Source organism: Iodobacter sp. CM08, from assembly GCF_033446605.1.
Taxonomy (GTDB): Bacteria; Pseudomonadota; Gammaproteobacteria; order Burkholderiales; family Chitinibacteraceae; genus Iodobacter.
Map to the genome: position 1 here is coordinate 97,130 of NZ_JAWQUO010000001.1, position 20,871 is coordinate 118,000.

Here is a 20,871-nt window from a genome sequence, read left to right on the forward strand (position 1 = left end):
TTGATTACCATGCTGCATAAACTTGCTATTGCCAATTACCGTTCCTTGCGCGATTTAATTGTGCCTTTGGCTCAGCTCAATGTCATTAGTGGTGCAAATGGCTGTGGGAAATCGAGTTTATATCGTGCCTTACGCTTAATTGCGGAATCTGCGGTGGGGCGTTTGATTGGGCATTTGGCGCAGGAAGGGGGCTTTGCTTCAACTTTGTGGGCGGGGCCAGAGACTATTTCTAACGCGATGCGCCGTGGTGATGTGCCGATTCAGGCAACGGTAAGAAAAGCCGCTGTTTCTCTCAAGCTGGGCTTTGCTGGCGATGATTTTTCCTATGCAATTGATTTAGGTTTGCCTACACCCAGCTCATCGTTATTTGCGGCAGACCCCGAAATAAAGCGCGAGCAAATATGGGCGGGGAGTGCTCAGCGGGAGGTTACCTTGCTGATGGATAGGCGTAATGCAGTTGCCAAAACGCGATTAGGACGTAGCTGGCAAGTGATCAGCCAGCATGTGCCGGCTTACGATAGTATTTTTAGCCAATGTGCCGATCCGGTGAATGCGCCCGAGGTTTTGCAGCTACGCGAGGCAATGCGCCGCTGGCGTTTTTATGATCATTTACGCACCGATGCCAGTGCGCCCGCTAGACAGGCGCAGATTGGTACGTACACGTCTATTTTGGCGAATGATGGCGGCGATTTGGCCGCGGCGCTGCAAACTATTATTGAAATCGGCGATGCGGCGGCATTAATGGCGGCGGTTGACGATGCTTTCCCAGGCGCACAGATCGAGATTGCCGTGAACGATGGTCGCTTCAGCGTTTTGATGTGGCAGCGTGGTTTATTGCGCCCTTTGGCCGCGAGGGAGTTATCGGACGGCACGCTACGCTATTTATTGTTGATTGCCGCTTTGCTTAGCCCGCGTCCGCCGGAGCTTTTGGTCTTGAATGAGCCTGAAACCAGCTTGCACCCCGATTTATTGCCCGCTTTAGCACGGTTAATTTCCGCCGCTGCTGCGCATAGTCAAGTGATCGTTGTTAGCCACGCAAGCCGTCTTGTTGCGGCACTTGAGCGTGAAGCGGATTGCAATTCGATTATTTTGCAAAAAGACTGCGGAGAAACGTCGATTTTAGGGCTGCGTGATTTAGATAAACCGGCATGGTCATGGGCGAATAGGTAGGGCTTGCTCTCAGCCATCGGCTATTTTTTGTTATTTATAGATTTTGTGCACATTTTATTGCGTTGATTTAGAAGGTAGGGAATTTTTTTGCTTCTTCCTTAATGCCCTATGTCCGCTATTTTCCGAATTATCTTTTTTGTGTTTCACTTTTTAATTGGTCTTAAATGTTGAAGCTTCTGAGCTCTCCTGCTTATGTTTTTTTAATTTTGGCGATCGTGTGTGCGTGGTTACCTGCGGTGCATTGGGGTAGGTTTTCTATCCGGCCTTGGCTTGTTTGTTTTGCGCTGGCGCTTTGTGGCGCGCTGGCAACGGGCGTGTTGGGGCTTGTTGGCTTATTGCTTGTTCTTGTGCTGGCTTTAGCTTTATTGGGGGCGGGTTGTGATTGGCTGCCTAAGGTTTTTCGGCTGGCTTTGGGCGTGGTCGCGGCTTTGCTAGCGCTGGCTTTGGCGATGCATAAGCTGCCAGGGTTTAGCAACTTGCTGTTATTTAAAGACGTGCAATTAAGCGGTGATGCTTTGCCTTTTACCCTATATGCCAATTTTGATAAGGGGATAGCAGGCTTATTGCTGTTGGCTGTGTTTTGCCATAAGGCGCAAAACCTAGTCGAGCTGAAAATAGATTTTAGACGCTCGTGGTGGCTTGTTTTTATAACGATTCTGCTGTTGAGTATTGTGGGGCTGCTTAGCCAGTTTTTCCGCTTTGATTTTAAGTTTCCAACGGCTACGGCAGTATTTGTTGTCGTTAATTTATTGCTGACTTGCGTTGCCGAGGAGGCGTTTTTTCGAGGCTTTGTGCAAGAATCTTTGCACCGCCTGAGTAGTAAGCCTTTAGGATCAGTGCTGGCGGTGGGCGCTTCGGCGCTGTTATTCGGGCTGGCCCATTTGGCGGGTGGCGCGATGTATATGGCTTTAGCGAGTTTGGCAGGCTTGGGCTATGCCATGGTGTATCAGCAGAGCAGGCGTATTGAAATGGCGATTCTTCTGCACTTTGGATTTAATCTTATCCATTTTCTCTGCTTTACCTACCCCAAGTATGTAGGAGCATAGGGGCTAGGATGCCGGAATGCTGGCAGGTTGTGCCGCCTGAGCTACTTTCGGCGCTTGGCTGGATTTTACTTCAGCCACAGTAGGGCTGCTATTACAGGCATCCCCTGCATTATCTACCCAGCATTCGCACTGATTGATATTGCCCTTGCTATCAATTTGTACTTTAAGTGCTCCAATTTTGCACCAGCAATTATTCAGGCTGGAATACAGATGATCCACATCAAGTGTTTTTGGGCTAACACTGTGTGCAGGCAGGGTGTAAATACCGTGCTCACCATCCCATACAGCAACAGGTAGGTTGCTTTGATTCACTACTTTGCCATTTAAGGGCCAAGGCCAATACATGGCGGAAGAGTAGGAACTGAGGCAACTAATACTTAGAAAAAGCAGGGTATAGATGATTCGAGTAGTGCGAGTCATAGGCACAATGCGCAGAAAAGTCAGCTGGCTATCATGCCGCTATTCCCTAGCTTATGGTTGTGATCTATTGCCGCTTTAGAGCGTTAAAATTGAATACACGCTCGGCCGGCATCGAGCGCAAAGCAGGGGCAGCCTTCTAAATAACCATCTGCTTTGACGGTGACGGTATGCGGCCCTACTTTGCACCAGCGCCCAGATGCGCTTTCTTGCACATGGTCTACATCCAACTCATCCCCTGAGCGGGTGTGTGCGGCAATTTTGTAGTACAGGTGATCGTCGTCCCAGACTTGGGCTGGCTGAGCGGATTGGTTAATGAGTACGCCATTCAGTGGCCATGGCCAGTGCCCGTCCTGTTCCTTTTCTTGCATGATGGCAAAGTAGGCAACGGCACTGGCACTTGCGATTAGGCAAATACCTAGGGCAAAGAGGCGGGTGGATGTGAAAAATTTGCTCATAGTTTGGTCAGGTCACACTGCTGCCGCATCAAAGCGGCTAGCATTTAGTTTCGTTTAAATAAAGCCAAGGCGGCTAGGCGTTGCACCGCGTGATCTACGATGGGGGCAGGATAATCATAGCTGGGCTTGATGCCAAAAATAGCTTTGATTAGCCAAGGAGCATGAATTTCTTTATGGCTTAGCTCCGCCAGCTCTGGGCAATAGCGGCGGATAAATTTACCTTGTGGATCAAAACGCTCGGATTGGCTTACTGGGTTAAAAATCCTAAAATAAGGCTGGGCATCGCAGCCCGTTGATGCGGCCCATTGCCAGCCACCATTGTTGGCGGATAAGTCAAAATCATTGAGTTTTTCGGCAAAATATTGCTCGCCCCAGCGCCAGTCAATGAGTAGGTCTTTGACTAAAAAGCTGGCGGCAATCATGCGTAGGCGATTATGCATAAAGCCGGTTTGATTCAGCTGGCGCATGGCGGCATCCACAATAGGAAAGCCAGTGCGCCCCTCGCACCAAGCGGCAAAGTATTCTGGGTTATTGGGGAAGGGCAGGGTGTCGTATTCAGGCTTAAATGCGTGGTGGACGACTTCTGGCCGATGCCAAAGAATTTGCTGATAAAACTCGCGCCAGATCAGCTCAGATAGCCATGTTTCAGCGCCACGCCCACCCATTTGCCAAGCTCTTTTTGCTAGCTCACGAATCGATACCGTGCCAAAGCGTAAATGCACGGATAAATAAGAGACGCCTTTTACCGCTGGAAAATCACGGGCTTCTTGGTAGTCATCAATGCGCAGGCAAAAGTCATTAAACAGCGCCTCGCCGCCTGCCATGCCGGGCTGCAAAGTACTTACATCGACATCATTAAAGCCCAGCGCCGCTAGGCTTGGCATGGCTTGCAAAGGGAGTGCGGCCAGATGCTGTAGATAGGGCTTAATAGGGTAAGATTTTAAGTAAAAATCATTCAGTTTGGCGATCCAACTGCGTTTATACGGCGTAAACACGCTATACATGCCGCCCGTTTTAGTGAGCACTTCATCTTTTTCAAAGATCACTTGGTCTTTGTAGCTATGCAATTGGCGGCCCGCTGCGGCCAGTTGCTCTGCCACATGGGCATCACGGGCAATGGCGGCAGGCTCGTAATCGTGATTGGTGTAAACGGCGCTGGCGTTAAATTCTGCGGCTAAACGCGGGATTTCTAGCTCTGCCTTGCCGTGGCGAATGACTAAATCAGATCCTTCTGCCATTAAGCTGGCTTTTAGCTGCTGCAGGCTGTGCCAAATAAAAGCAATTCGCCGATCATCTTGCTTTAATCCATCTAAAATAGAGCGATCAAAGATAAATACCGCAATCACTTTTTGCGAGGATTTTAGCGCGTGATGTAAGGCTGCGTGGTCAAATAGACGTAAATCGCGGCGAAACCAAATCAATGATGTTGTGGGCATAGGGGGCTATGAATAGAATTAACGCCCTATTGTGCCACTTCTGCAGCATGGGTGACGCGCTGTAATCTGCGGCTTGTGCGATAATTGGAAGCATGGATAACGCAATGAACTTTTCTCGTCATTTTTTGATTGCGATGCCTAGCCTCGTTGATCCGATTTTCTCCCGCGCTTTAACCTTTGTGTGTGAACACAATGAACACGGTGCGATGGGGGTGATCGTGAATCGGCCGCTAGGTATGACGCTGGCTTCACTCTTTGAGCAGATCGATATCGAGCTGCATCGCCCCGCTATGGCCGAGCTATCGGTGCATTTTGGTGGGCCGGTACAAACCGATAGAGGCTTTGTATTGCACACCCCCTTGGGCAGTTGGCAATCTAGCTTAGCGGTGTCTGATGAAATGGGGCTTTCTACCTCCAGAGATGTCTTGCAGGCATTAGGAGATGGCGAGGGGCCAGATCAGGTGTTTTTAAGCTTGGGCTACGCCGGTTGGGATGCGGGCCAGTTAGAAAACGAAATCGCTCAAAACTCATGGCTCACCGTAGAAGCAGATCCTAAAATTATTTTTGATCTACCTCCCGAAGCGCGTTATGCCGCTGCCTTGGGATTGCTGGGCATTGATATCGCGATGTTGTCTAAAGAAGCGGGCCACGCGTAATCCACCCCTTAAAGAGCACTCAGGCTTGAACCAATTCGTGCATTTCTGTGTGATGGGTTCAGGGGGTGAGCCTCTAATGAGTGCGCCAGTTTATTAATTTCGCTAATATTTTGAAACCGCTCTGGTAATGCCTTTGGCATTGTCATTTGGAAAACAATGAGTACTCTTCTGGCTTTTGATTTTGGTGAAGTGCGGATCGGTGTGGCCGTTGGCTCGTCTGAGCTGGGTATTGCCCATCCGGTAGAAACCATCACGGCGGAAGAAAACGATCGCCGTTTTGCACGGGTTGAGCAATTGATTCACGAATGGCAACCCTCTTGTTTGATCGTTGGCTTACCTAGCCATTTAGATGGCACACCATCTGATATGACACGCTTATCTAAGAAATTTGCCAATCGCCTGCATGGGCGCTTTGGCTTACCCGTGTTTTTGGTAGATGAGCGGCTGTCTAGCGCTGCCGCCAGCATGGCCCTGAATGAGGCCGGTGTACGTGGCCGCCGCCAAAAGCCCGCCTTGGATCAAGTGGCTGCGATGCAGATTTTACAAACTTATCTGGATTCCCCAGCAACGGGCGAGGCCTTAAGCCACCGTTCCCCTGAGGCTCCAGTGATTCAATCCGGTGAGGATAGAGATGTATAACCCGCAGTTAAATGCTCAAGGCGAGCTGATTCATCTATTAAGTACCGAAGGTTTACCAAAGCGTATCCTGACGCAAATTCTTGACCAAGCCGCGCTCTATGTAAAAAACGGCGAGCTGCTTAATCAAAAATGGCCAGATCTTGCTGGCACGTCTGTTTTTAATTTGTTTTTTGAAAACTCAACGCGCACCCGTACCACCTTTGAGCTGGCTGCCAAGCGCTTAAGCGGTGATGTATCCAGCCTGAATATCCAAGCCTCCAGCACTGCTAAAGGCGAAACGCTGCTCGATACCATTCACAACCTAGAAGCAATGGGCGCAAATCTATTTGTGGTGCGCCATTCAGAATCGGGCGCGGCCCATTTGATTGCTAAGCACGTTAAAAAAGGCATTGCCGTGGTGAATGCTGGGGACGGCCGCCATGCGCACCCTACGCAAGCTATGTTGGATATGTTTACCATTCGCCACTTTAAAGGCGATTTTACTAAGCTGCGCGTCGCCATTGTGGGCGATGTGCTGCATTCACGCGTGGCGCGCTCGCAAATTCATGCGCTAAGCACTTTGGGCTGCCCAGACATTCGCGTGATTGCGCCTAAAACGCTGTTGCCGACCGGCATCGAGCAACTGGGCGTACACGTTTATCACGATATGGCCGAAGGCCTGAAAGACGTGGATGTGATCGCTATGCTGCGTTTACAAAACGAGCGTATGGCGGGGGCTTTTTTGCCCTCCACGCAAGAATTCTTTAAATACTATGGGCTAACCCCAGAAAAGCTGGCACTGGCCAAGCCGGATGCCATCGTGATGCACCCAGGCCCGATGAATCGTGGTGTTGAGATTGATTCTGCCGTGGCTGATGGCCCGCAGGCGGTGATTTTGCCGCAAGTGACTTTTGGTATTGCTGTGCGCATGGCTGTATTAGCGATTGTTGCCCGTAACCAGAAATCCCTTGGCACGCCTACTGCGCTCGGTGATCCGTCGTTAAAAACCGGCTAAAAATGCTCATTTACTACAGGGAGCTTCGAAAAACCTATATTTCTAAATAAGACAAGGCGCGTATTAAAAAAATTGACGCTGCATATGCGTTGATATGTAAGGAGATTTTTTTAATTCGCAACGCAGTATTATGACGAAAGATGGGTTTTTCTAGGTTCCCTACAATGTAAACTGCGCTTTTTAGCCGTTTTTGCCTAGTCTGCCCTTCGCTCGCTACGGCGTGCTAAGGGATTTTAACGAGCGAAATAATTTATGAAAAACATAGCAATTCTGGGTGGTCGTCTGATTGATCCACTGCATAACACGGACCAAATTGCCGATTTATACCTTGCTGATGGCAAAATTGTTGGCGTGGGCGCGGCCCCCGCTGGCTATGTCAGCGATGAAACCATCGATGCCCAGGGCTTATTAGTCAGCCCTGGTTTGGTCGATTTAGCTGCTCGCCTGCGCGAGCCAGGCTTTGAATATAAAGCCACCTTGGCATCAGAAATGGCTGCTGCCGTGGCCGGTGGTGTGACGAGCATTATGTGCCCACCGGATACCGATCCGCCGCTGGATGAGCCAAGCCTTGTTACCATGTTGCGTCAGCGGGCAAAAAACCTCGACCTAGCGCGTCTTTATCCTGTCGGTGCTTTAAGTCGCCAGCTTAAAGGCCGTGAGCTAACCGATATGGCCGAGCTGCGTGATGCAGGCTGCGTAGCGTTTTCTCAGGGCGATCAGGCGGTTGGCGATTTACAGATTTTGTATCGGGCCATGCAATACGCCGCCACGTTTAATGTGGCTTTGCGCTTGCTGCCGCAAGAAGCGGATTTAAACGCGGGTGTGGCGCATGACGGCGATTACGCAACACGTATGGGCTTGGTGGGTATTCCGGTGCTGGCCGAAACCGTGGCGATTTCTAATATTTTGCTACTGATGAAAGAAACCGGCGCACGCGTGCATTTGTGTCGTCTTTCATCGATGGCAGGGCTAGATTTGGTGCGCACGGCTAAAAAGCAGGGCCTGCCAGTAACGTGCGATGTCAGCATCAACCATATTCATCTGGCTGATGTGGATATTGGCTTTTTTGACAGCAATTACCGCTTTGATCCGCCGCTACGCTCGGTACGTGATCGCGATGCGATTGTGGCGGCTTTGGCGGATGGCACGATCGATGCGATTTGCTCTGATCATAGCCCTATCGATGATGATGGCAAGCTACTGCCTTTTGCTGAGGCAGAGCCGGGTGCCACCGGCCTAGAGCTGCTGTTGCCGCTGACCCTTGCATGGGCTGCGCGTCAGCATATCTCTCTGTCACAAGCCTTGGCTAAAATCAGCGCTGTACCGGCCAAAATGTTGGGTTTTGATGCTGGGCTGGCCGTGGGAAACCGCGCAGATTTAGTTGTTTTTGATCCAGAGGCCCATTGGCAAGTCACGCCAGCGGCTTTAAAAAGCCAAGGCAAGAACACGCCGTTTGTGGGAATGGAGATGAAAGGGCGCGTGATGCATACCTTGGTGAAGGGCAAGCGGGTGTACCAATTTAGCGCGTAGGGGATATCAACAGGCCTGAGCCGCTTGGTTTATCTTGGCGCTCAGGCTATACTTTTGCTTATTAAAACGATCGTTTAATTCTTGCTTTGGAGAACAACAATGTCTGATCTCGATTCCCTGTTTCAAATTGCGCAAGATGATGTGGTTAAACTGAACGATGCGCCCGATGTGGCAACTAAGCTCAAGCTATATTCTTTGTTTAAACAAGCTGCAGAAGGCGATGCGAGCGGTGATCGTCCATCGGCCATTCAATTTGTAGCTCGTGCTAAATTTGATGCTTGGTCAGAGCTCAAAGGCATGACGGCTGATGCAGCTAAGCAAGCCTATATTGATTTAGTCACTGAATTAAAAGCCAACGACGAATAAAAATAGGCTTGGCGTGATTTGCGCTGAGTAAAACCAAGCCCAACATTTTTTATAGAATTGTTGGGCTTTGTTTTGCTTAGCGGCATGTTATTTATTTATTCAAATGATAATTTGTGATTGTTTCTAAGTAATTCTTCAAATTCATTCGCAGCAATTGGCCGGCTAAATAAATAACCTTGTATGGATGCAATGGGGGTTTGTTTTAAGAAAGCCAGCTGTTCTCGGGTTTCAACTCCTTCTGCCAATACCTCCATTCCCAATGTTTGCCCTAAGCCAATAATCGCTAAAACAATCGCCGCATCATTTGAGTTTTGACAAGCATCCTGCACGAAACTTTGATCAATTTTTAATTTGCTAAAAGCAAAGCGTTTTAGATAGCTAAGGTTGGAATAGCCGGTGCCAAAATCATCGAGTGAAAGCCTAACGCCTATTGCTTTAATACCACGCAAGGTATTCATCACTAGCTCCAGCTCTTGCATAATAACCGATTCAGTGACTTCTAATTCCAAGTACGCCGCATCAAGCTTTGCATCGCTTAAAGTGTTTTTAACTAACTCAAGAAAGTTAGCTTGATGCAGCTGATGGGGGGATAAATTAACCGCCATATTAATGGCAGGCAACCCTGCTTTTTGCCATGCTGCAGCTTGTTGGCAGGCGGTCTGTAATACCCAATTACCAATTGGAATAATTAAACGGCTTTCTTCTGCAATAGGGATAAATTTGCTAGGCTGAATAAGCCCATGCTTAGGGTGATTCCAGCGAATTAATGCCTCTGCGCCAATAATATGGCCATCTTCCAAGCTGACTTGCGGTTGGTAGTACAAAATAAATTCATTATTAAGTAAGCCGGTGCGCATACTGGTTTCTAATTCTAGCCTTTCAGAAGCACGAGCATTCATTTCTGGGGTGAAATATTGAAAATTATTACGCCCCTGTGCTTTGGCTTGATACATGGCCACATCGGCATTACGAATTAAAATATCCGCCGTTGTGCCATCTTCTGGGTAAATGCTAATGCCAATTGAACTGGAGGTCGAGAAACTACCTGCTTCTAATTCAAAAGCGTGGGTAAAGGAGGCTAAAACAGCTTCTGCAACAGAGCCAGCCATTAAGGCATGCGATATATTGGTTAACACTATGACAAACTCATCACCGCCTAAACGCGCCAAAATGTCGCCAGGGCCAATTAGTTTTTTAAATCGTTCGGCTACTTGTGCTAAAACTGAATCACCGGCGGCGTGGCCTAGTGAATCATTAATGGTTTTAAACCGATCTAAATCTAAAAAGAATACGGCTAAGTTTTTTTGATCGCGTTGGGCAGACGCTAGCGCAAGGCGCAACTCATCTCTCAGTAAATTGCGATTAGCTAGCCCAGTTACAGAATCAAAATTGGCGAGTTCAATAATGCGCTCTTGTGCTTCTTTGCGCTCGGTAATGTCGGTCATGGTGCCAATGAGCCGAGTTGGCTTGCCATTAGGATCAAACAATACAAATTTGCCGCGTGATTGAAACCATCGATATTCGCCACTGGCTGTTTTACGCCGATATTCAGTAATAAATTGGCTGCTTTCACCACTTAAATATTGTTGAAACTGGGTAGTGGCTAATTTTTTATCTGCGGGATGAACTTGCTCTTGCCATTTATTAAAGCTTTCTTCGCCAGGAGTAAAGCCTAATAATCGATCGTACTCTGGGCTAGTAATGGCGGGCAGTTGCCCTACAATCGGCATATCAAATAGGCCGGTATTTGATGCTTCTAGTGCAAGACGTAGCTGCTGCTCACTTTTGATAATGGCGAGCTCTGCAAGGCGGCGCTCAGAGATATCCCGCACTACCGCGCAGTTATATTCTAAGTTTTTAAATACAATAAAATTTGAATTCACTTCGGTGGGGATGTTTTCGCCACTTTTGGTGGTGAGTGATATTTCATCTCTTAGGTGTTGTTGCTCTTTTAATTTTTGCCAAAATTTGGGCCAATGATGAGTGTTGAATTTTGGATTAATGTCTTGTAATCGCATAGTTAGCAATTCAACTTCGCTATAGCCTAGGCGAGTACATGCCGTGGTATTGGCGTAGCGTATCCTTCCGCTGGAATCTAGCCAAACGGCCATATCCGCACCGTGCTCTACGGCTACTCTGGTGAGGTAAAGATCTGCTTCTGTTTTTTCTATACGCGCTAATTGGCGAAATACAAAAATTAATAATAGCGCGCCACTACAAAGCATTAATAGAGTGATGCCCACATTTAGCAGGCTTTCATTACGCCAGTGTTGTAGCACCTCATCACGATCAATTCCAACTGAAATACCCAATTGCCATTGGCTTAAATAGCGCCAGCCAAAGAGGCGGCTTAAATGATCGATATGGCTGTATTCGGTAAAGATGCCGCTCTTTTTTTTTGCAAAGGCTTGGCTAAAAAAAGGCTTATTAGAAATATCTCGGCCAATATCGTGGTCATCTTTTGGAAAGCGAGCGAGGGAGATGCCATCTTGGCGAAATAAACGAATAATGAAGCCTTTTCTTTGGCTGAGAGAGGAATAAAATTTCTCGAAATAATCCGGTTTAATCCCTGCTATTAAAACACCATCAAATTGCCCATCGGGCAAGGTTAGCGCTTTAACTAGGGGAATAATATCAAGGTTTCCGCTGGGATCCAGTTGCTGTTCGGCAATATAAAACTTGGCCTGTGGCTGGGATTTGGGAATGCTAAATGCCAAGGTTTGATCAATATCATGGGCAGGTGCTGGGTGCTGCAAGTTAGACGCAGCAAGCTCGCCATTAGCATAGGCGCTGGCAAAAGTGCTGAGTTGTGGGTGATGATTTAGTTGGCGGTTAAATAGGGCGTAAAGACAAGGCTCATTTTTGGCCGCAAAGCAGGCTTGGAAAACTTCATTTTGTTGCAGAGCGCTAAGGGCATTTAGGCTGCTTTCCATGGTACGGCTTAAATGCTCATCAATTGCGAGGGCAATGGTGAGCATTTCTTTTTCGGCGCTGCTTAGGGTTTCTTGATAATCGCGATAAATAGAGCTACTTATCGCTGCGAGGGTAAAAATAAATATGCAGGTGGAAAGCACAATTAACAGTTTACGAATCTGCACAAAGGAGTGTTGGCTGTCATGCGATGTAGCGGGCTGATGAAGCACACGATCTCCTTTTTAAAGTGATTTAATCGCAAATAATCTGCGTACCGGCGCGGATTATCCCATTGAGCCAATCTGCTTCAATGTAATGTGATCTACTTAATATAGTGAATCGATGGCTGATTAGGGATTAACTTTTTTGGGGGGGCTGAGTACGCCCCCACTGGGAATGGGGGCTAAATATGAGGTGTGTATTTAATGGCTTAGCATGCTAGGGAGCTGATGCTCGCCACTGATTCTGCTTGCGGCAAGCTGGGCACTTTGCCGATCTGGATAAGGCCCAAGCCGAACACGATGCAAAGAGCCTATGCTTTGAATCAGTAATTTATTTGCATCACTATCGAGCTGGCTGGATAGATGATCACGAAAACTCTCTGCATTGGCTAAGGAGCCAAATGCGCCGAGCTGCAAATAAACTGAGCCATTGCCGCTGTCTGCCAAGGGGATCGCTTTGGCTGGGCTGATTTGGGCGCTGGTCACGGGTTTTACGGCCGCTGCAACGGCGCTCGGGGTGTCGGTAGCGAGCAGGCTTTCTACCGTTACCTCGGCGCTACCATCCATGGTGTAGCCTAGGCGGCAGGCGGCTAGAAAAGATAAATCCATCACTCTGCCATGCAAAAATGGGCCTCTATCATTGACGCGCACAATAATGCTGCGGCCATTTTTTACATTGGTGACGCGGGCATAAGATGGGATAGGTAGGGTGGGATGCGCTGCGGTGATGGCGAACATATCGTAAATTTCGCCGGTCGAGGTTTTTTGCCCGTGAAATTTTCTGCCATACCAAGAGGCGGTGCCTTGTTGTTTTAACTCGCCTGGGCGAGGCAGAGGCGTGAAGTTTTGCCCGAGCACAGTATAGGGATTATTGGCCCAGCGATGCAGTGGCTCCCAGCGAGGAAGAGGCTCAGGTATCTGATCAATTCCTGAGGGGAATGAATCCATCGGGCCATCGTCTTTATAAAAAGCCCCACTGCCTTTAGCTGTGTAATTACAGCTGTATTGCGCGGGTGTGGTTGCGCCAGGAGTTGTGGGCTTGCTCGGCAATGGTTTACTTGGCGGCTGTGGTGTGGTGGAACACGCCGCGAGCAGTAAGGCCGCAATCAGCGCGGAATAATTTGTATGCTTCATGATTTCATCAACTTACGATCACCTTGAACACTCATTAAAAGGCCAAAGCCAGTGAGAAGCGATACCATCGATGTGCCACCATAAGACATCAGCGGGAGGGGCACACCAACCACCGGCAAGATGCCAGAAACCATACCCATATTGACAAAAGCATAGGTAAAGAAGGTAAGAGTAATCGCCCCTGCAAGCAGTCTGCCAAATAAAGTGGAGGCATTGTTGGCAATCACCAAGCCTCGGCCAATGAGTAGTAAATATAAAACTAATAAAATGGCATTGCCTAAGAGGCCAAATTCCTCGCCAAATACGGCAAAGATAAAGTCGGTTGTGCGCTCAGGAATAAAATCTAAATGCGTTTGTGTGCCGTTCAGCCAGCCTTTGCCAAAAATACCGCCTGAGCCAATCGCGATGGTTCCCTGAATAATGTGATAACCCGCACCCAGCGGATCTTGCATTGGATCGAGCATGGTGGCAACACGGCGGCATTGGTATTCGTGCAGTATCTGCACACAAGAGTTCCAGTGCATAACCACATAAGCCAAGCCACCACCCGCCGCACCCATCAGCCCAATAAACTTCCAAGAAAGGCCTGCAAAAAATAGTACATAAAAGCCCGATGAGGCAATCAAGAGACTGGTGCCAAGGTCGGGCTGTTTCATAATCAACCCAACCGGCACAATCATTAGTAATGCGGCAAACAGATAGTGTTTCCAGCGGATGCTGGTTTCAAAATGATGGAAATACCAAGCCAGCATCATCGGTAAGGCAAGCTTCATTAGCTCTGATGGTTGGATTTTTGTGACGCCAATATGCAGCCATCGCCGCGCGCCGTGGCTGATATCACCAAACAGAGCCACAGCAATTAGCAGCAGCAAGCCGACGATGTAGGCAGGAACGGCAAGCCGGATCAGCGTTTGTTGCGAGGTGTTCGCTACTAGCCACATCACCGTTAGAGCAATGCCCATAAAGGTGACTTTATTGATGATCATGTCCATATCACGGTTGGATGCTGAAAATAGCAGCACCGTGGAGAGCAGCAACACCAAACAGGTAAAAAGCAGCAGCCAAGGATCAATAGGCCGAATAAAGCGAGTCCATAGATGTTTAATCACCCACGATCTCCTCAGTCATGGCGTTACTTGCGCTTGAAGCGACACCGCTAGTTTTAGGGGCGGTAGGCAGCTTACCGTTTAAGTAGTAATCGAGTGCTTGCCTTGCTATGGGGGCTGCTGCTTGCGCGCCAAAGCCACCGTTTTCTACGATCACGGCGAGTGCAATGGTGGGATTATCTGCGGGGGCAAACACAATAAACCAAGAGTGATCGCGTAGGCGCTCGCTAATGTTTTTATTATATTTGCTGCCTTTTAAGCTATAAACCTGCGCCGTACCGGTTTTGCCTGCTGCAATATAATTTGCGCCAGCAAAGGTGCGTGCGCCCGTGCCTTCCCTAATTACCCCTGCCATGCCGCGAATAACGCGTTCGGTGTTTTCTTTTTTCCATGTCATGGTGCGCACCGGCTGCGGCTCGACCATTTTAACGATGCCAGTAATTGGATCAATAATTTTGCTTACGGCATGCGGGCGAAACATCACGCCACGATTCGCCAAGGTGGCGGTAGCGTGTGCCATTTGCATCGGGGTATAGCTGTTATAGCCTTGGCCAATACCGATAGAAACGGTTTCGCCTGAATACCATTTCTGCGTAGCAGGCGTTTTAAAGCGTTTTTTCTTCCACTCGGGGCTAGGCAAAATGCCCGCGCGCTCACCATTTAAATCAACCCCTGTTTGGCTGCCAAAATCGAGTGTTTTCATAAACTTGGCGATATTGTCGATGCCCATTTGCACGGCGAGTTGATAAAAATAAGTATCACTCGAAACAATAATAGAGCGATCAAAATTCATTGAGCCATAGCCGCCCGCATGCGAATCGCGAAACTTATTATTGCCATACATAAAGTAACCTGGGTCACTGATTGTTTGCCGTGTTAATGGAAAATCGCCTTCCAGCGCAGCCATAGCCATAAAGGGCTTAAAGGTTGAGCCTGGTGGGTATTCGCCACGAATCGCCCGGTTAAGTAAGGGCTTATCTAACGAGGTATTGAGCTCATTCCAGCTTAAGGGATCAATCCCATCCACAAATAAATTTGGATCAAAGCCTGGTTTGGAAACCATGGCTAGCAGGCCACCGGTTCTAGGATCGATGGCCACGAGCGAGCCACGGCGTTTGTCGAATAGATCTTCGACAACTTGCTGTAGCTTAATATCCACCGATAGGGTGAGATCACTGCCTGGAATAGGCGGGGTGCGGCGCAAAGTGCGCACGGCGCGGCCACCAGAATCAATTTCTACTTCTTCAAACCCCGTTTTGCCATGTAATTGCTGCTCATAGCTTTGCTCAATACCAATCTTGCCCAAATGATCGGTGCCACGATAATTAGCCAGCACTCCATCTTCATCAAGTTGCTCTAAGTCTTTGGTATTGATTCGGCCGATATAGCCAATTAAATGGCTGGCAATTTCGCCTAGTGGATAATGCCTAAATAAGCGGGCCTTTATTTCTACACCGGGAAAGCGGTAGCTATTGGCGGCAAAACGGGCCACTTCTTCATCACTTAAACGAGTGCGAATCGGCAGCGTTTCAAAATCTTTGGTTTCTTCGCGTAGTTTTTTAAAGCGGCGTTTATCTTTCGCTGTGATTTCAACAATGCTAGAAAGCCGCTCAATTGTTTCGTCTAAATTAGCTTGTTTAGATGGCGTAATTTCTAAGGTATAGGCAGAAAAATTATGCGCCAAAATAACGCCATTTTTATCTCTAATAATGCCGCGTGATGGGGGGATAGGCACGAGCGAAATACGATTCTGCTCGGCCAGAGTCATATATTTATCGTGCTGAACCGCTTGTAGCCAAAAAAAACGGCAAAATAACAGGGTAAATAAAGATAAAACAAAAAGGGCTGCCGCGATGATGCGCAGCTGGAAAGCATAGCGCTCTCGGTGCTGGTTTTTAATTTCACCCTGGCTCATAGTTCGTCAGTCGTCGGTCTGCGTTGATGGGAGAGCAGAATATTAGAAAGGGGCGGCCAGATAAAGGCCGCAACAAAGCAGCCTGCAAAATAAGCCCAGCCTGGGAAAGGTGCGCCCATCAGCATGCGTAAGCTCAGCATTAAAACTTGTCCTGCCAGCATTAAGGCTAAGGCGACAAAGGCTTGCTGCCAAAAGGGGAATACGGCTAATTGGCGCTGGCGAGCTAGGGTTAAATAAGCGATGACGGTATAGGCAAACGCGTGTTGCCCAAGAACATTGCCATCGGCCACATCCATGAGCAACCCTAAGCAAAAAGCCCAGCCCACACCAATACGGCGCGGTTGATTGAGGGTCCAATAGATAATAAATAGCGCTACAAAATCAGGCGCAAAGCCGATTAAGCCCGCTTGCCATGGCAAGAGATTAACGCTTAAAGAAAGGACAAAAGTAAGCAGAATAAAGCTGCTACTAACGGGGCGCAGCAATTGGCGTGAAATAGGCATTAGCGACCTTTCTTTTTCTTAGAAGTGGCAACTTCTGAGCCGTTGCTTGGATAGGGTGCTGTGGCCTGATGTGCTTCTAATATCAATAAGAAACGATGCTGATCAATCCCTGCCAGTGGGGTGCAATAGATTCGTGCAAAGGCATTGCCAGTATTGCGTTCAATTTTAAGCACTTTGGCAACGGGCAATCCTGCTGGATATAAACCATCAATGCCAGAGGTAATCAGTGTATCGCCTTCTTTGATCTCTGAATTAGATGACATATTGCGGATTTCTAGTGGTAAACCTCGGCCCATGCCATAAATGACCGTGCGTAATTGATTGCGCTCAATTTGCACCGGCACCATATGGTTGCGATCAGAAATAAGTCTGATCTCACTGGTCATGGGTTGGACGCGTACCACTTGGCCAACCACGCCGCTAGCGTCGACGGCAATTTGCCCTTCGCTAATCTTAGCGCGCTCGCCACGATCAACAATGAGCTTTGCACTAAATGGGTCGCGCCCGTTATAGAGGATTTCTGCCAATTGACTTGGCTGGCTAGCTTGAAAAGCATTGAGCTGTTTTAGCCGAGCATTTTCAGCTTCTAATGCTTTTAACTTCATTGCGTTTACGCTGGCCACTAATTGCGCATCGTGCAGCTTACGATTTTCACCAAGTAATTCCGCTTGCCTTGATAAAAAGGTACTGGTGTCTTTGACAAACTCAAAAGGCGCGGTCACTAACCATTGCAGAGGATAGAGTAAGACGGAAAGTTGTTGGCGTACTGGTCCAAGCATTTGATAGTTGGCATCCCCTACGATCAAACAAATCGACAGGGTAGAAAACAGGAAAAACCGCGTCAGCGGTTTTGGTCCCTGCTTAAAAAAGGCGGGCTGAGAGGCTTGCATGAAAGAAGGCCAGTGATTCTTAAAGTGAAGTTTCTATAGGGTGGGTTACGCCCAGAATAAACTGGGCACAACCCACCCTAAGACTTTCATACCAATAAAGGGGGCGATACTTCCGTTGTGTGTGCTTATCACTTAATCGTAAGTGAAAATGCTACCTGCTTTATCCAGTTTTTCTAGTGCCTTACCAGAGCCACGCACTACGCAAGTCAGTGGATCTTCTGCAACAAATACCGGCAAGCCAGTTTCTTCCATCAAGAGGCGGTCTAGATCGCGTAGCAGTGCGCCACCGCCGGTCAGTACCATGCCTTTTTCGGCAATGTCGGCACCCAGCTCTGGTGGGGTTTGTTCTAGCGCTTGTTTTACCGCAGAAACGATCTGGTTGAGTGGCTCGGTGAGTGCTTCTAAGATTTCATTAGAAGAAATAGTGAATGAACGCGGAATTCCTTCTGCTAAGTTGCGGCCTTTGACTTCCATCTCGCGCACTTCGGCACCTGGGAAGGCACTGCCGATGCGTTTTTTGATTTCTTCTGCGGTGGCTTCACCAATCAGCATGCCGTAGTTGCGACGAATATAGTTAATGATGGCTTCATCAAACTTATCGCCGCCTACGCGTACGCTAGACGCGTAAACAATACCGCCCAAGGAAATAACGCCCACTTCGGTGGTACCACCACCGATATCCACCACCATCGAGCCGGTTGCTTCTTCAACCGGCATACCTGCGCCGATGGCTGCAGCCATAGGCTCTTCGATCAGCTCAACTTTACGTGCGCCTGCACCCAAAGCCGATTCACGAATCGCACGGCGCTCAACTTGAGTGGAGCCACATGGCACGCAAATGACGATGCGCGGTGGGGAGGAGAACATGCGGCTTGGGTTCACTTTTTTAATGAACTGCTTCAGCATTTGTTCGGTAATGGTGAAATCAGCGATCACGCCGTCTTTCATTGGGCGAATTGCATTAATGCTGCCAGGGGTGCGGCCAAGCATTTTTTTGGCTTCTGCACCTACTGCTAAAATTGTTTTTTTGCCAGACGGGCCGCCTTCTTGCTGGATAGCAACTACAGAAGGCTCATCAAGCACAATGCCCTTGCCTTGCATATAAATCAGCGTGTTGGCAGTACCAAGGTCAATGGCGATGTCGTTGGCAAAGTAGCCGGAAAGAAGTCCAAACATTCGGGTCTCGCACTTTAAAATTACATGATTAAAGGTAGGTCGTGGAATCGCCACGGGCTTTAAGGGGTCTGGCTAGATCGTTCAGTCTTTAGTAAGACAATTATTTGGGGCTTGCCAACAAGTAAGGCTAGGCAAAGGCCCTAGTACTCAGGTCTTACTTTAAAATTTGGTGTTCGAGCTAAGCGATGGCATGCTCGGTTATGTTGTTCTTGGCCGTTCTGCTCCTGCTTTAAAGCAAGATTGTTGTTATTTATTTACCCTGTACTCACAGGTTTTTTAATAGCGTACCCGCAAAAACAGGCTCACCCTACATAACTAATATTGCAGGCCACCGGTATTTCTGCCTGCGATAGTAAAAAGGTTCGCTATTTTAAGCATAATTGCAGCATTTGGCGGCAATGCGGGCAGAAAAGTTCCGTGGCACTATGTACCTATAGCCCCGCCACTCTAGCGCATTGACGGGTGGTAGTAATCAAACCCTATATGATACCCTATCGAGTTGACGTTAATAAATGTTTACGGGGTAAATCCGACATGTCCCTGTCTATTGAAGATGTAGCGCGCATCGCCCGCTTGTCCCGCATCGCGGTGACTGGTGATGAATTAGCCGCCACGCAAGGCCAATTAAATCAAATTTTGACTCTGATTGAAGAGATGCGGGCCGTTGATACCAGCGGTATCGAGCCAATGGCCCATGCGCAAGATGTGATGCTGCGTTTGCGCGATGATGTGGCGTGCGAGCCTGATCGCCGCGAGGCATGGCAGGCTGTGGCACCGGCTGTTGAGGCTGGTTTATATCTTGTTCCGCAAGTTATTGAATGAGGCTAGGGTTAACCCCCTCTAAAAAATAATGATAGAAAAATCAGTTAAGCAACTGTCAGCCATGCTGGCAGCAAAAGAAATTTCTGCGGTCGAAATGGCCAGCGAATATCTGGCTCGTGCTAAAGCAATGGCAGATCTCAATGCCTTTATTACTTTGGATGAAGGCAAAACCTTGAGCGATGCTCAAGCCGCAGACGCCATGCTGGCGAATGGCTCGGCAGGGGTATTAACCGGCGTGCCTATTGCGCAAAAAGATATTTTTTGCCAGCAAGGCTGGAAGACCACCTGTGGCTCCAAAATGCTGGATAATTTTGTCTCGCCTTATGACGCCAATGTGATTGAGCTGTGCCGCAAAGCAGGGCTGGTTACCTTGGGTCGCAGCAATATGGATGAGTTTGCGATGGGCTCTTCCAATGAAAATAGTTTTTATGGCGCGGTAAAAAATCCTTGGGATAAAACCGCCGTGCCTGGTGGCTCATCGGGAGGATCGGCTGCGGCAGTTGCTGCGCGTTTGGCTCCGCTTGCTACGGCAACCGATACTGGTGGATCTATTCGCCAGCCTGCGGCATTTTGCGGCGTAACGGGGATTAAGCCTACTTACGGGATTGTGAGCCGTTTTGGCATGATTGCTTTTGCTAGCTCGCTAGATCAGGGCGGCCCGATCGGTAAAAGTGCTGAAGATTGTGCGCTGCTATTGAATGTGATGGCGGGCTATGACGAGCGCGACTCTACATCGCTGGAGCGTGCTAAAGAAGATTACAGCCGTGATTTAAACGCGCCTTTGGCGGGCTTAAGAATTGGCGTGCCTAAGGAATACTTTGCCGAAGGCTTAGATAGCGATGTGGCTGCAGCTGTACTTGCGGCTATCGACGAATACAAAAAACTGGGCGCTAGTGTGGTTGAAGTCAGCCTACCTAATACCAAGTTGTCGATTCCTGCCTATTACGTGATTGCCCCTGCCGAAGCGTCGAGTAATCTAAGCCGCTTTGATGGCGTACGTTACGGTCACCGTGCTGCGGATTATTCTGGCTTAACAGAAATGTACGAAAAAAGCCGTAGTGAAGGTTTTGGCGCTGAAGTAAAACGCCGCATCCTGACCGGTACTTATGTACTGAGCCATGGTTATTACGATGCTTACTATCTGCAAGCGCAAAAAATCCGCCGCATTATTGCGAATGATTTTCAAGCGGCATTTGAGCGTTGCGATTTGATCGCAGGCCCCGTTGCGCCAACGGCCGCTTGGAATTTAGGTGAGAAAAACGCCGATCCAACCGCCATGTATTTAGAAGATATCTACACCTTGGCAGTCAATCTGGCGGGGTTGCCAGGTATGAGCTTACCTGCAGGTTTTGCTGCAAATGGCCGTCCGATTGGCTTGCAGCTGATTGGTAATTATTTCTCTGAAGCCAAAATGCTGAATGCTGCGCATCAACTGCAGCAAGTTACTGACTGGCACACCCGTGCCCCTAGCCTATAAAC

The 20,871-nt window shown here is 48.5% G+C and carries 19 protein-coding genes; 9 read left to right on the forward strand and 10 right to left on the reverse strand.

Annotated elements, in window-relative coordinates:
• The first annotated feature begins 9 nt into the window (after positions 1-9).
• Positions 10-1,170 (forward strand): AAA family ATPase, encoded by a 1,161-nt coding sequence (locus R6242_RS00430; protein ID WP_318422614.1) that lies wholly within the window; start codon positions 10-12, stop codon positions 1,168-1,170.
• A 164-nt stretch (positions 1,171-1,334) separates the two neighbouring features.
• The gene (locus R6242_RS00435) at positions 1,335-2,216 is read left to right on the forward strand and encodes a CPBP family intramembrane glutamic endopeptidase (protein WP_318422616.1); all 882 of its coding nucleotides are present in this window, start codon (positions 1,335-1,337) and stop codon (positions 2,214-2,216) included.
• 3 nt (positions 2,217-2,219) lie between these two features.
• Here R6242_RS00435 and R6242_RS00440 read toward each other — a convergent pair whose 3' ends face one another.
• The 3 genes from R6242_RS00440 to R6242_RS00450 all read right to left on the reverse strand — a co-directional run bounded on the left by R6242_RS00440 (position 2,220) and on the right by R6242_RS00450 (position 4,527).
• Entirely contained in the window at positions 2,220-2,636 is a 417-nt protein-coding gene (locus tag R6242_RS00440; protein WP_318422619.1) for a hypothetical protein, read from the reverse strand.
• Positions 2,637-2,719: 83 nt separating this feature from the next.
• Positions 2,720-3,091 (reverse strand): hypothetical protein, encoded by a 372-nt coding sequence (locus tag R6242_RS00445; RefSeq protein ID WP_318422622.1) that lies wholly within the window; start codon positions 3,089-3,091, stop codon positions 2,720-2,722.
• Positions 3,092-3,135: 44 nt separating this feature from the next.
• Positions 3,136-4,527: a deoxyribodipyrimidine photo-lyase gene (locus R6242_RS00450; protein ID WP_318422625.1), complete on the reverse strand. Its 1,392-nt coding sequence runs from the start codon at positions 4,525-4,527 to the stop codon at positions 3,136-3,138.
• A 104-nt stretch (positions 4,528-4,631) separates the two neighbouring features.
• On the opposite strand from R6242_RS00450, the gene R6242_RS00455 reads away from it, so the two are divergent.
• The 5 genes from R6242_RS00455 to R6242_RS00475 all read left to right on the forward strand — a co-directional run bounded on the left by R6242_RS00455 (position 4,632) and on the right by R6242_RS00475 (position 8,712).
• Positions 4,632-5,183 (forward strand): YqgE/AlgH family protein, encoded by a 552-nt coding sequence (locus tag R6242_RS00455; protein ID WP_293935653.1) that lies wholly within the window; start codon positions 4,632-4,634, stop codon positions 5,181-5,183.
• A gap of 156 nt (positions 5,184-5,339) precedes the next feature.
• Complete coding sequence (gene ruvX, locus R6242_RS00460) at positions 5,340-5,822, forward strand: Holliday junction resolvase RuvX (RefSeq protein WP_318422632.1); 483 nt, start codon at positions 5,340-5,342, stop codon at positions 5,820-5,822.
• Positions 5,815-6,816 carry an aspartate carbamoyltransferase catalytic subunit gene (locus R6242_RS00465; RefSeq protein WP_318422635.1) on the forward strand — a complete coding sequence of 334 codons (1,002 nt, stop codon included), beginning with the start codon at positions 5,815-5,817 and terminating at the stop codon, positions 6,814-6,816. Before ruvX ends, R6242_RS00465 begins: the two co-directional genes overlap by 8 nt.
• Positions 6,817-7,068: 252 nt before the next feature.
• A complete protein-coding gene (locus R6242_RS00470; protein ID WP_318422637.1) occupies positions 7,069-8,346 on the forward strand; it encodes a dihydroorotase in 1,278 nt (425 codons plus the stop codon).
• Positions 8,347-8,445: 99 nt separating this feature from the next.
• Positions 8,446-8,712: an acyl-CoA-binding protein gene (locus R6242_RS00475; protein ID WP_293931313.1), complete on the forward strand. Its 267-nt coding sequence runs from the start codon at positions 8,446-8,448 to the stop codon at positions 8,710-8,712.
• A gap of 95 nt (positions 8,713-8,807) precedes the next feature.
• On the opposite strand, the gene R6242_RS00480 is transcribed toward R6242_RS00475, so the two are convergent.
• The 7 genes from R6242_RS00480 to R6242_RS00510 form a co-directional block, all read right to left on the reverse strand.
• A complete protein-coding gene (locus R6242_RS00480) occupies positions 8,808-11,855 on the reverse strand; it encodes an EAL domain-containing protein (protein WP_318422643.1) in 3,048 nt (1,015 codons plus the stop codon).
• Between the two features lie 192 nt (positions 11,856-12,047).
• Positions 12,048-12,980 (reverse strand): septal ring lytic transglycosylase RlpA family protein, encoded by a 933-nt coding sequence (locus R6242_RS00485; RefSeq protein WP_318422646.1) that lies wholly within the window; start codon positions 12,978-12,980, stop codon positions 12,048-12,050.
• Positions 12,977-14,089, reverse strand: coding sequence for a rod shape-determining protein RodA (rodA, locus tag R6242_RS00490; RefSeq protein WP_293931322.1), 1,113 nt, complete (start codon positions 14,087-14,089; stop codon positions 12,977-12,979). Before rodA ends, R6242_RS00485 begins: the two co-directional genes overlap by 4 nt.
• Positions 14,082-16,001: a penicillin-binding protein 2 gene (gene mrdA / locus R6242_RS00495; RefSeq protein ID WP_318422649.1), complete on the reverse strand. Its 1,920-nt coding sequence runs from the start codon at positions 15,999-16,001 to the stop codon at positions 14,082-14,084. Before mrdA ends, rodA begins: the two co-directional genes overlap by 8 nt.
• Positions 15,998-16,504, reverse strand: a complete 507-nt coding sequence (mreD, locus tag R6242_RS00500) for a rod shape-determining protein MreD (RefSeq protein ID WP_293931328.1) — start codon at positions 16,502-16,504, stop codon at positions 15,998-16,000. The genes mrdA and mreD overlap by 4 nt, the downstream gene beginning before the upstream one ends.
• Positions 16,504-17,394 (reverse strand): rod shape-determining protein MreC, encoded by an 891-nt coding sequence (mreC, locus tag R6242_RS00505; RefSeq protein WP_293931331.1) that lies wholly within the window; start codon positions 17,392-17,394, stop codon positions 16,504-16,506. The genes mreD and mreC overlap by 1 nt, the downstream gene beginning before the upstream one ends.
• A gap of 132 nt (positions 17,395-17,526) precedes the next feature.
• Positions 17,527-18,570: a rod shape-determining protein gene (locus R6242_RS00510; protein WP_046351519.1), complete on the reverse strand. Its 1,044-nt coding sequence runs from the start codon at positions 18,568-18,570 to the stop codon at positions 17,527-17,529.
• Positions 18,571-19,104: 534 nt separating this feature from the next.
• On the opposite strand from R6242_RS00510, the gene gatC reads away from it, so the two are divergent.
• Positions 19,105-19,392 carry an Asp-tRNA(Asn)/Glu-tRNA(Gln) amidotransferase subunit GatC gene (gatC, locus tag R6242_RS00515; RefSeq protein WP_293931338.1) on the forward strand — a complete coding sequence of 96 codons (288 nt, stop codon included), beginning with the start codon at positions 19,105-19,107 and terminating at the stop codon, positions 19,390-19,392.
• A 28-nt stretch (positions 19,393-19,420) separates the two neighbouring features.
• Positions 19,421-20,869 (forward strand): Asp-tRNA(Asn)/Glu-tRNA(Gln) amidotransferase subunit GatA, encoded by a 1,449-nt coding sequence (gatA, locus tag R6242_RS00520; RefSeq protein ID WP_318422661.1) that lies wholly within the window; start codon positions 19,421-19,423, stop codon positions 20,867-20,869.
• The last annotated feature ends 2 nt before the right edge of the window (positions 20,870-20,871 follow it).

Excerpts from the sequence above, each read along its gene's own strand:
- R6242_RS00440 (WP_318422619.1), bottom strand. The coding sequence starts at position 2,636 with ATGACTCGCACTACTCGAATCATCTATACCCTGCTTTTTCTAAGTATT.
- R6242_RS00445 (WP_318422622.1), bottom strand. The coding sequence starts at position 3,091 with ATGAGCAAATTTTTCACATCCACCCGCCTCTTTGCCCTAGGTATTTGC.
- R6242_RS00485 (WP_318422646.1), bottom strand. The coding sequence starts at position 12,980 with ATGAAGCATACAAATTATTCCGCGCTGATTGCGGCCTTACTGCTCGCG.
- ruvX (WP_318422632.1), top strand. The coding sequence starts at position 5,340 with ATGAGTACTCTTCTGGCTTTTGATTTTGGTGAAGTGCGGATCGGTGTG.
- R6242_RS00475 (WP_293931313.1), top strand. The coding sequence starts at position 8,446 with ATGTCTGATCTCGATTCCCTGTTTCAAATTGCGCAAGATGATGTGGTT.
- mreD (WP_293931328.1), bottom strand. The coding sequence starts at position 16,504 with ATGCCTATTTCACGCCAATTGCTGCGCCCCGTTAGTAGCAGCTTTATT.
- R6242_RS00510 (WP_046351519.1), bottom strand. The coding sequence starts at position 18,570 with ATGTTTGGACTTCTTTCCGGCTACTTTGCCAACGACATCGCCATTGAC.
- R6242_RS00450 (WP_318422625.1), bottom strand. The coding sequence starts at position 4,527 with ATGCCCACAACATCATTGATTTGGTTTCGCCGCGATTTACGTCTATTT.
- R6242_RS00455 (WP_293935653.1), top strand. The coding sequence starts at position 4,632 with ATGAACTTTTCTCGTCATTTTTTGATTGCGATGCCTAGCCTCGTTGAT.
- R6242_RS00465 (WP_318422635.1), top strand. The coding sequence starts at position 5,815 with ATGTATAACCCGCAGTTAAATGCTCAAGGCGAGCTGATTCATCTATTA.
- mrdA (WP_318422649.1), bottom strand. The coding sequence starts at position 16,001 with ATGAGCCAGGGTGAAATTAAAAACCAGCACCGAGAGCGCTATGCTTTC.
- gatA (WP_318422661.1), top strand. The coding sequence starts at position 19,421 with ATGATAGAAAAATCAGTTAAGCAACTGTCAGCCATGCTGGCAGCAAAA.
- R6242_RS00470 (WP_318422637.1), top strand. The coding sequence starts at position 7,069 with ATGAAAAACATAGCAATTCTGGGTGGTCGTCTGATTGATCCACTGCAT.
- R6242_RS00435 (WP_318422616.1), top strand. The coding sequence starts at position 1,335 with ATGTTGAAGCTTCTGAGCTCTCCTGCTTATGTTTTTTTAATTTTGGCG.
- mreC (WP_293931331.1), bottom strand. The coding sequence starts at position 17,394 with ATGCAAGCCTCTCAGCCCGCCTTTTTTAAGCAGGGACCAAAACCGCTG.
- R6242_RS00430 (WP_318422614.1), top strand. The coding sequence starts at position 10 with ATGCTGCATAAACTTGCTATTGCCAATTACCGTTCCTTGCGCGATTTA.
- gatC (WP_293931338.1), top strand. The coding sequence starts at position 19,105 with ATGTCCCTGTCTATTGAAGATGTAGCGCGCATCGCCCGCTTGTCCCGC.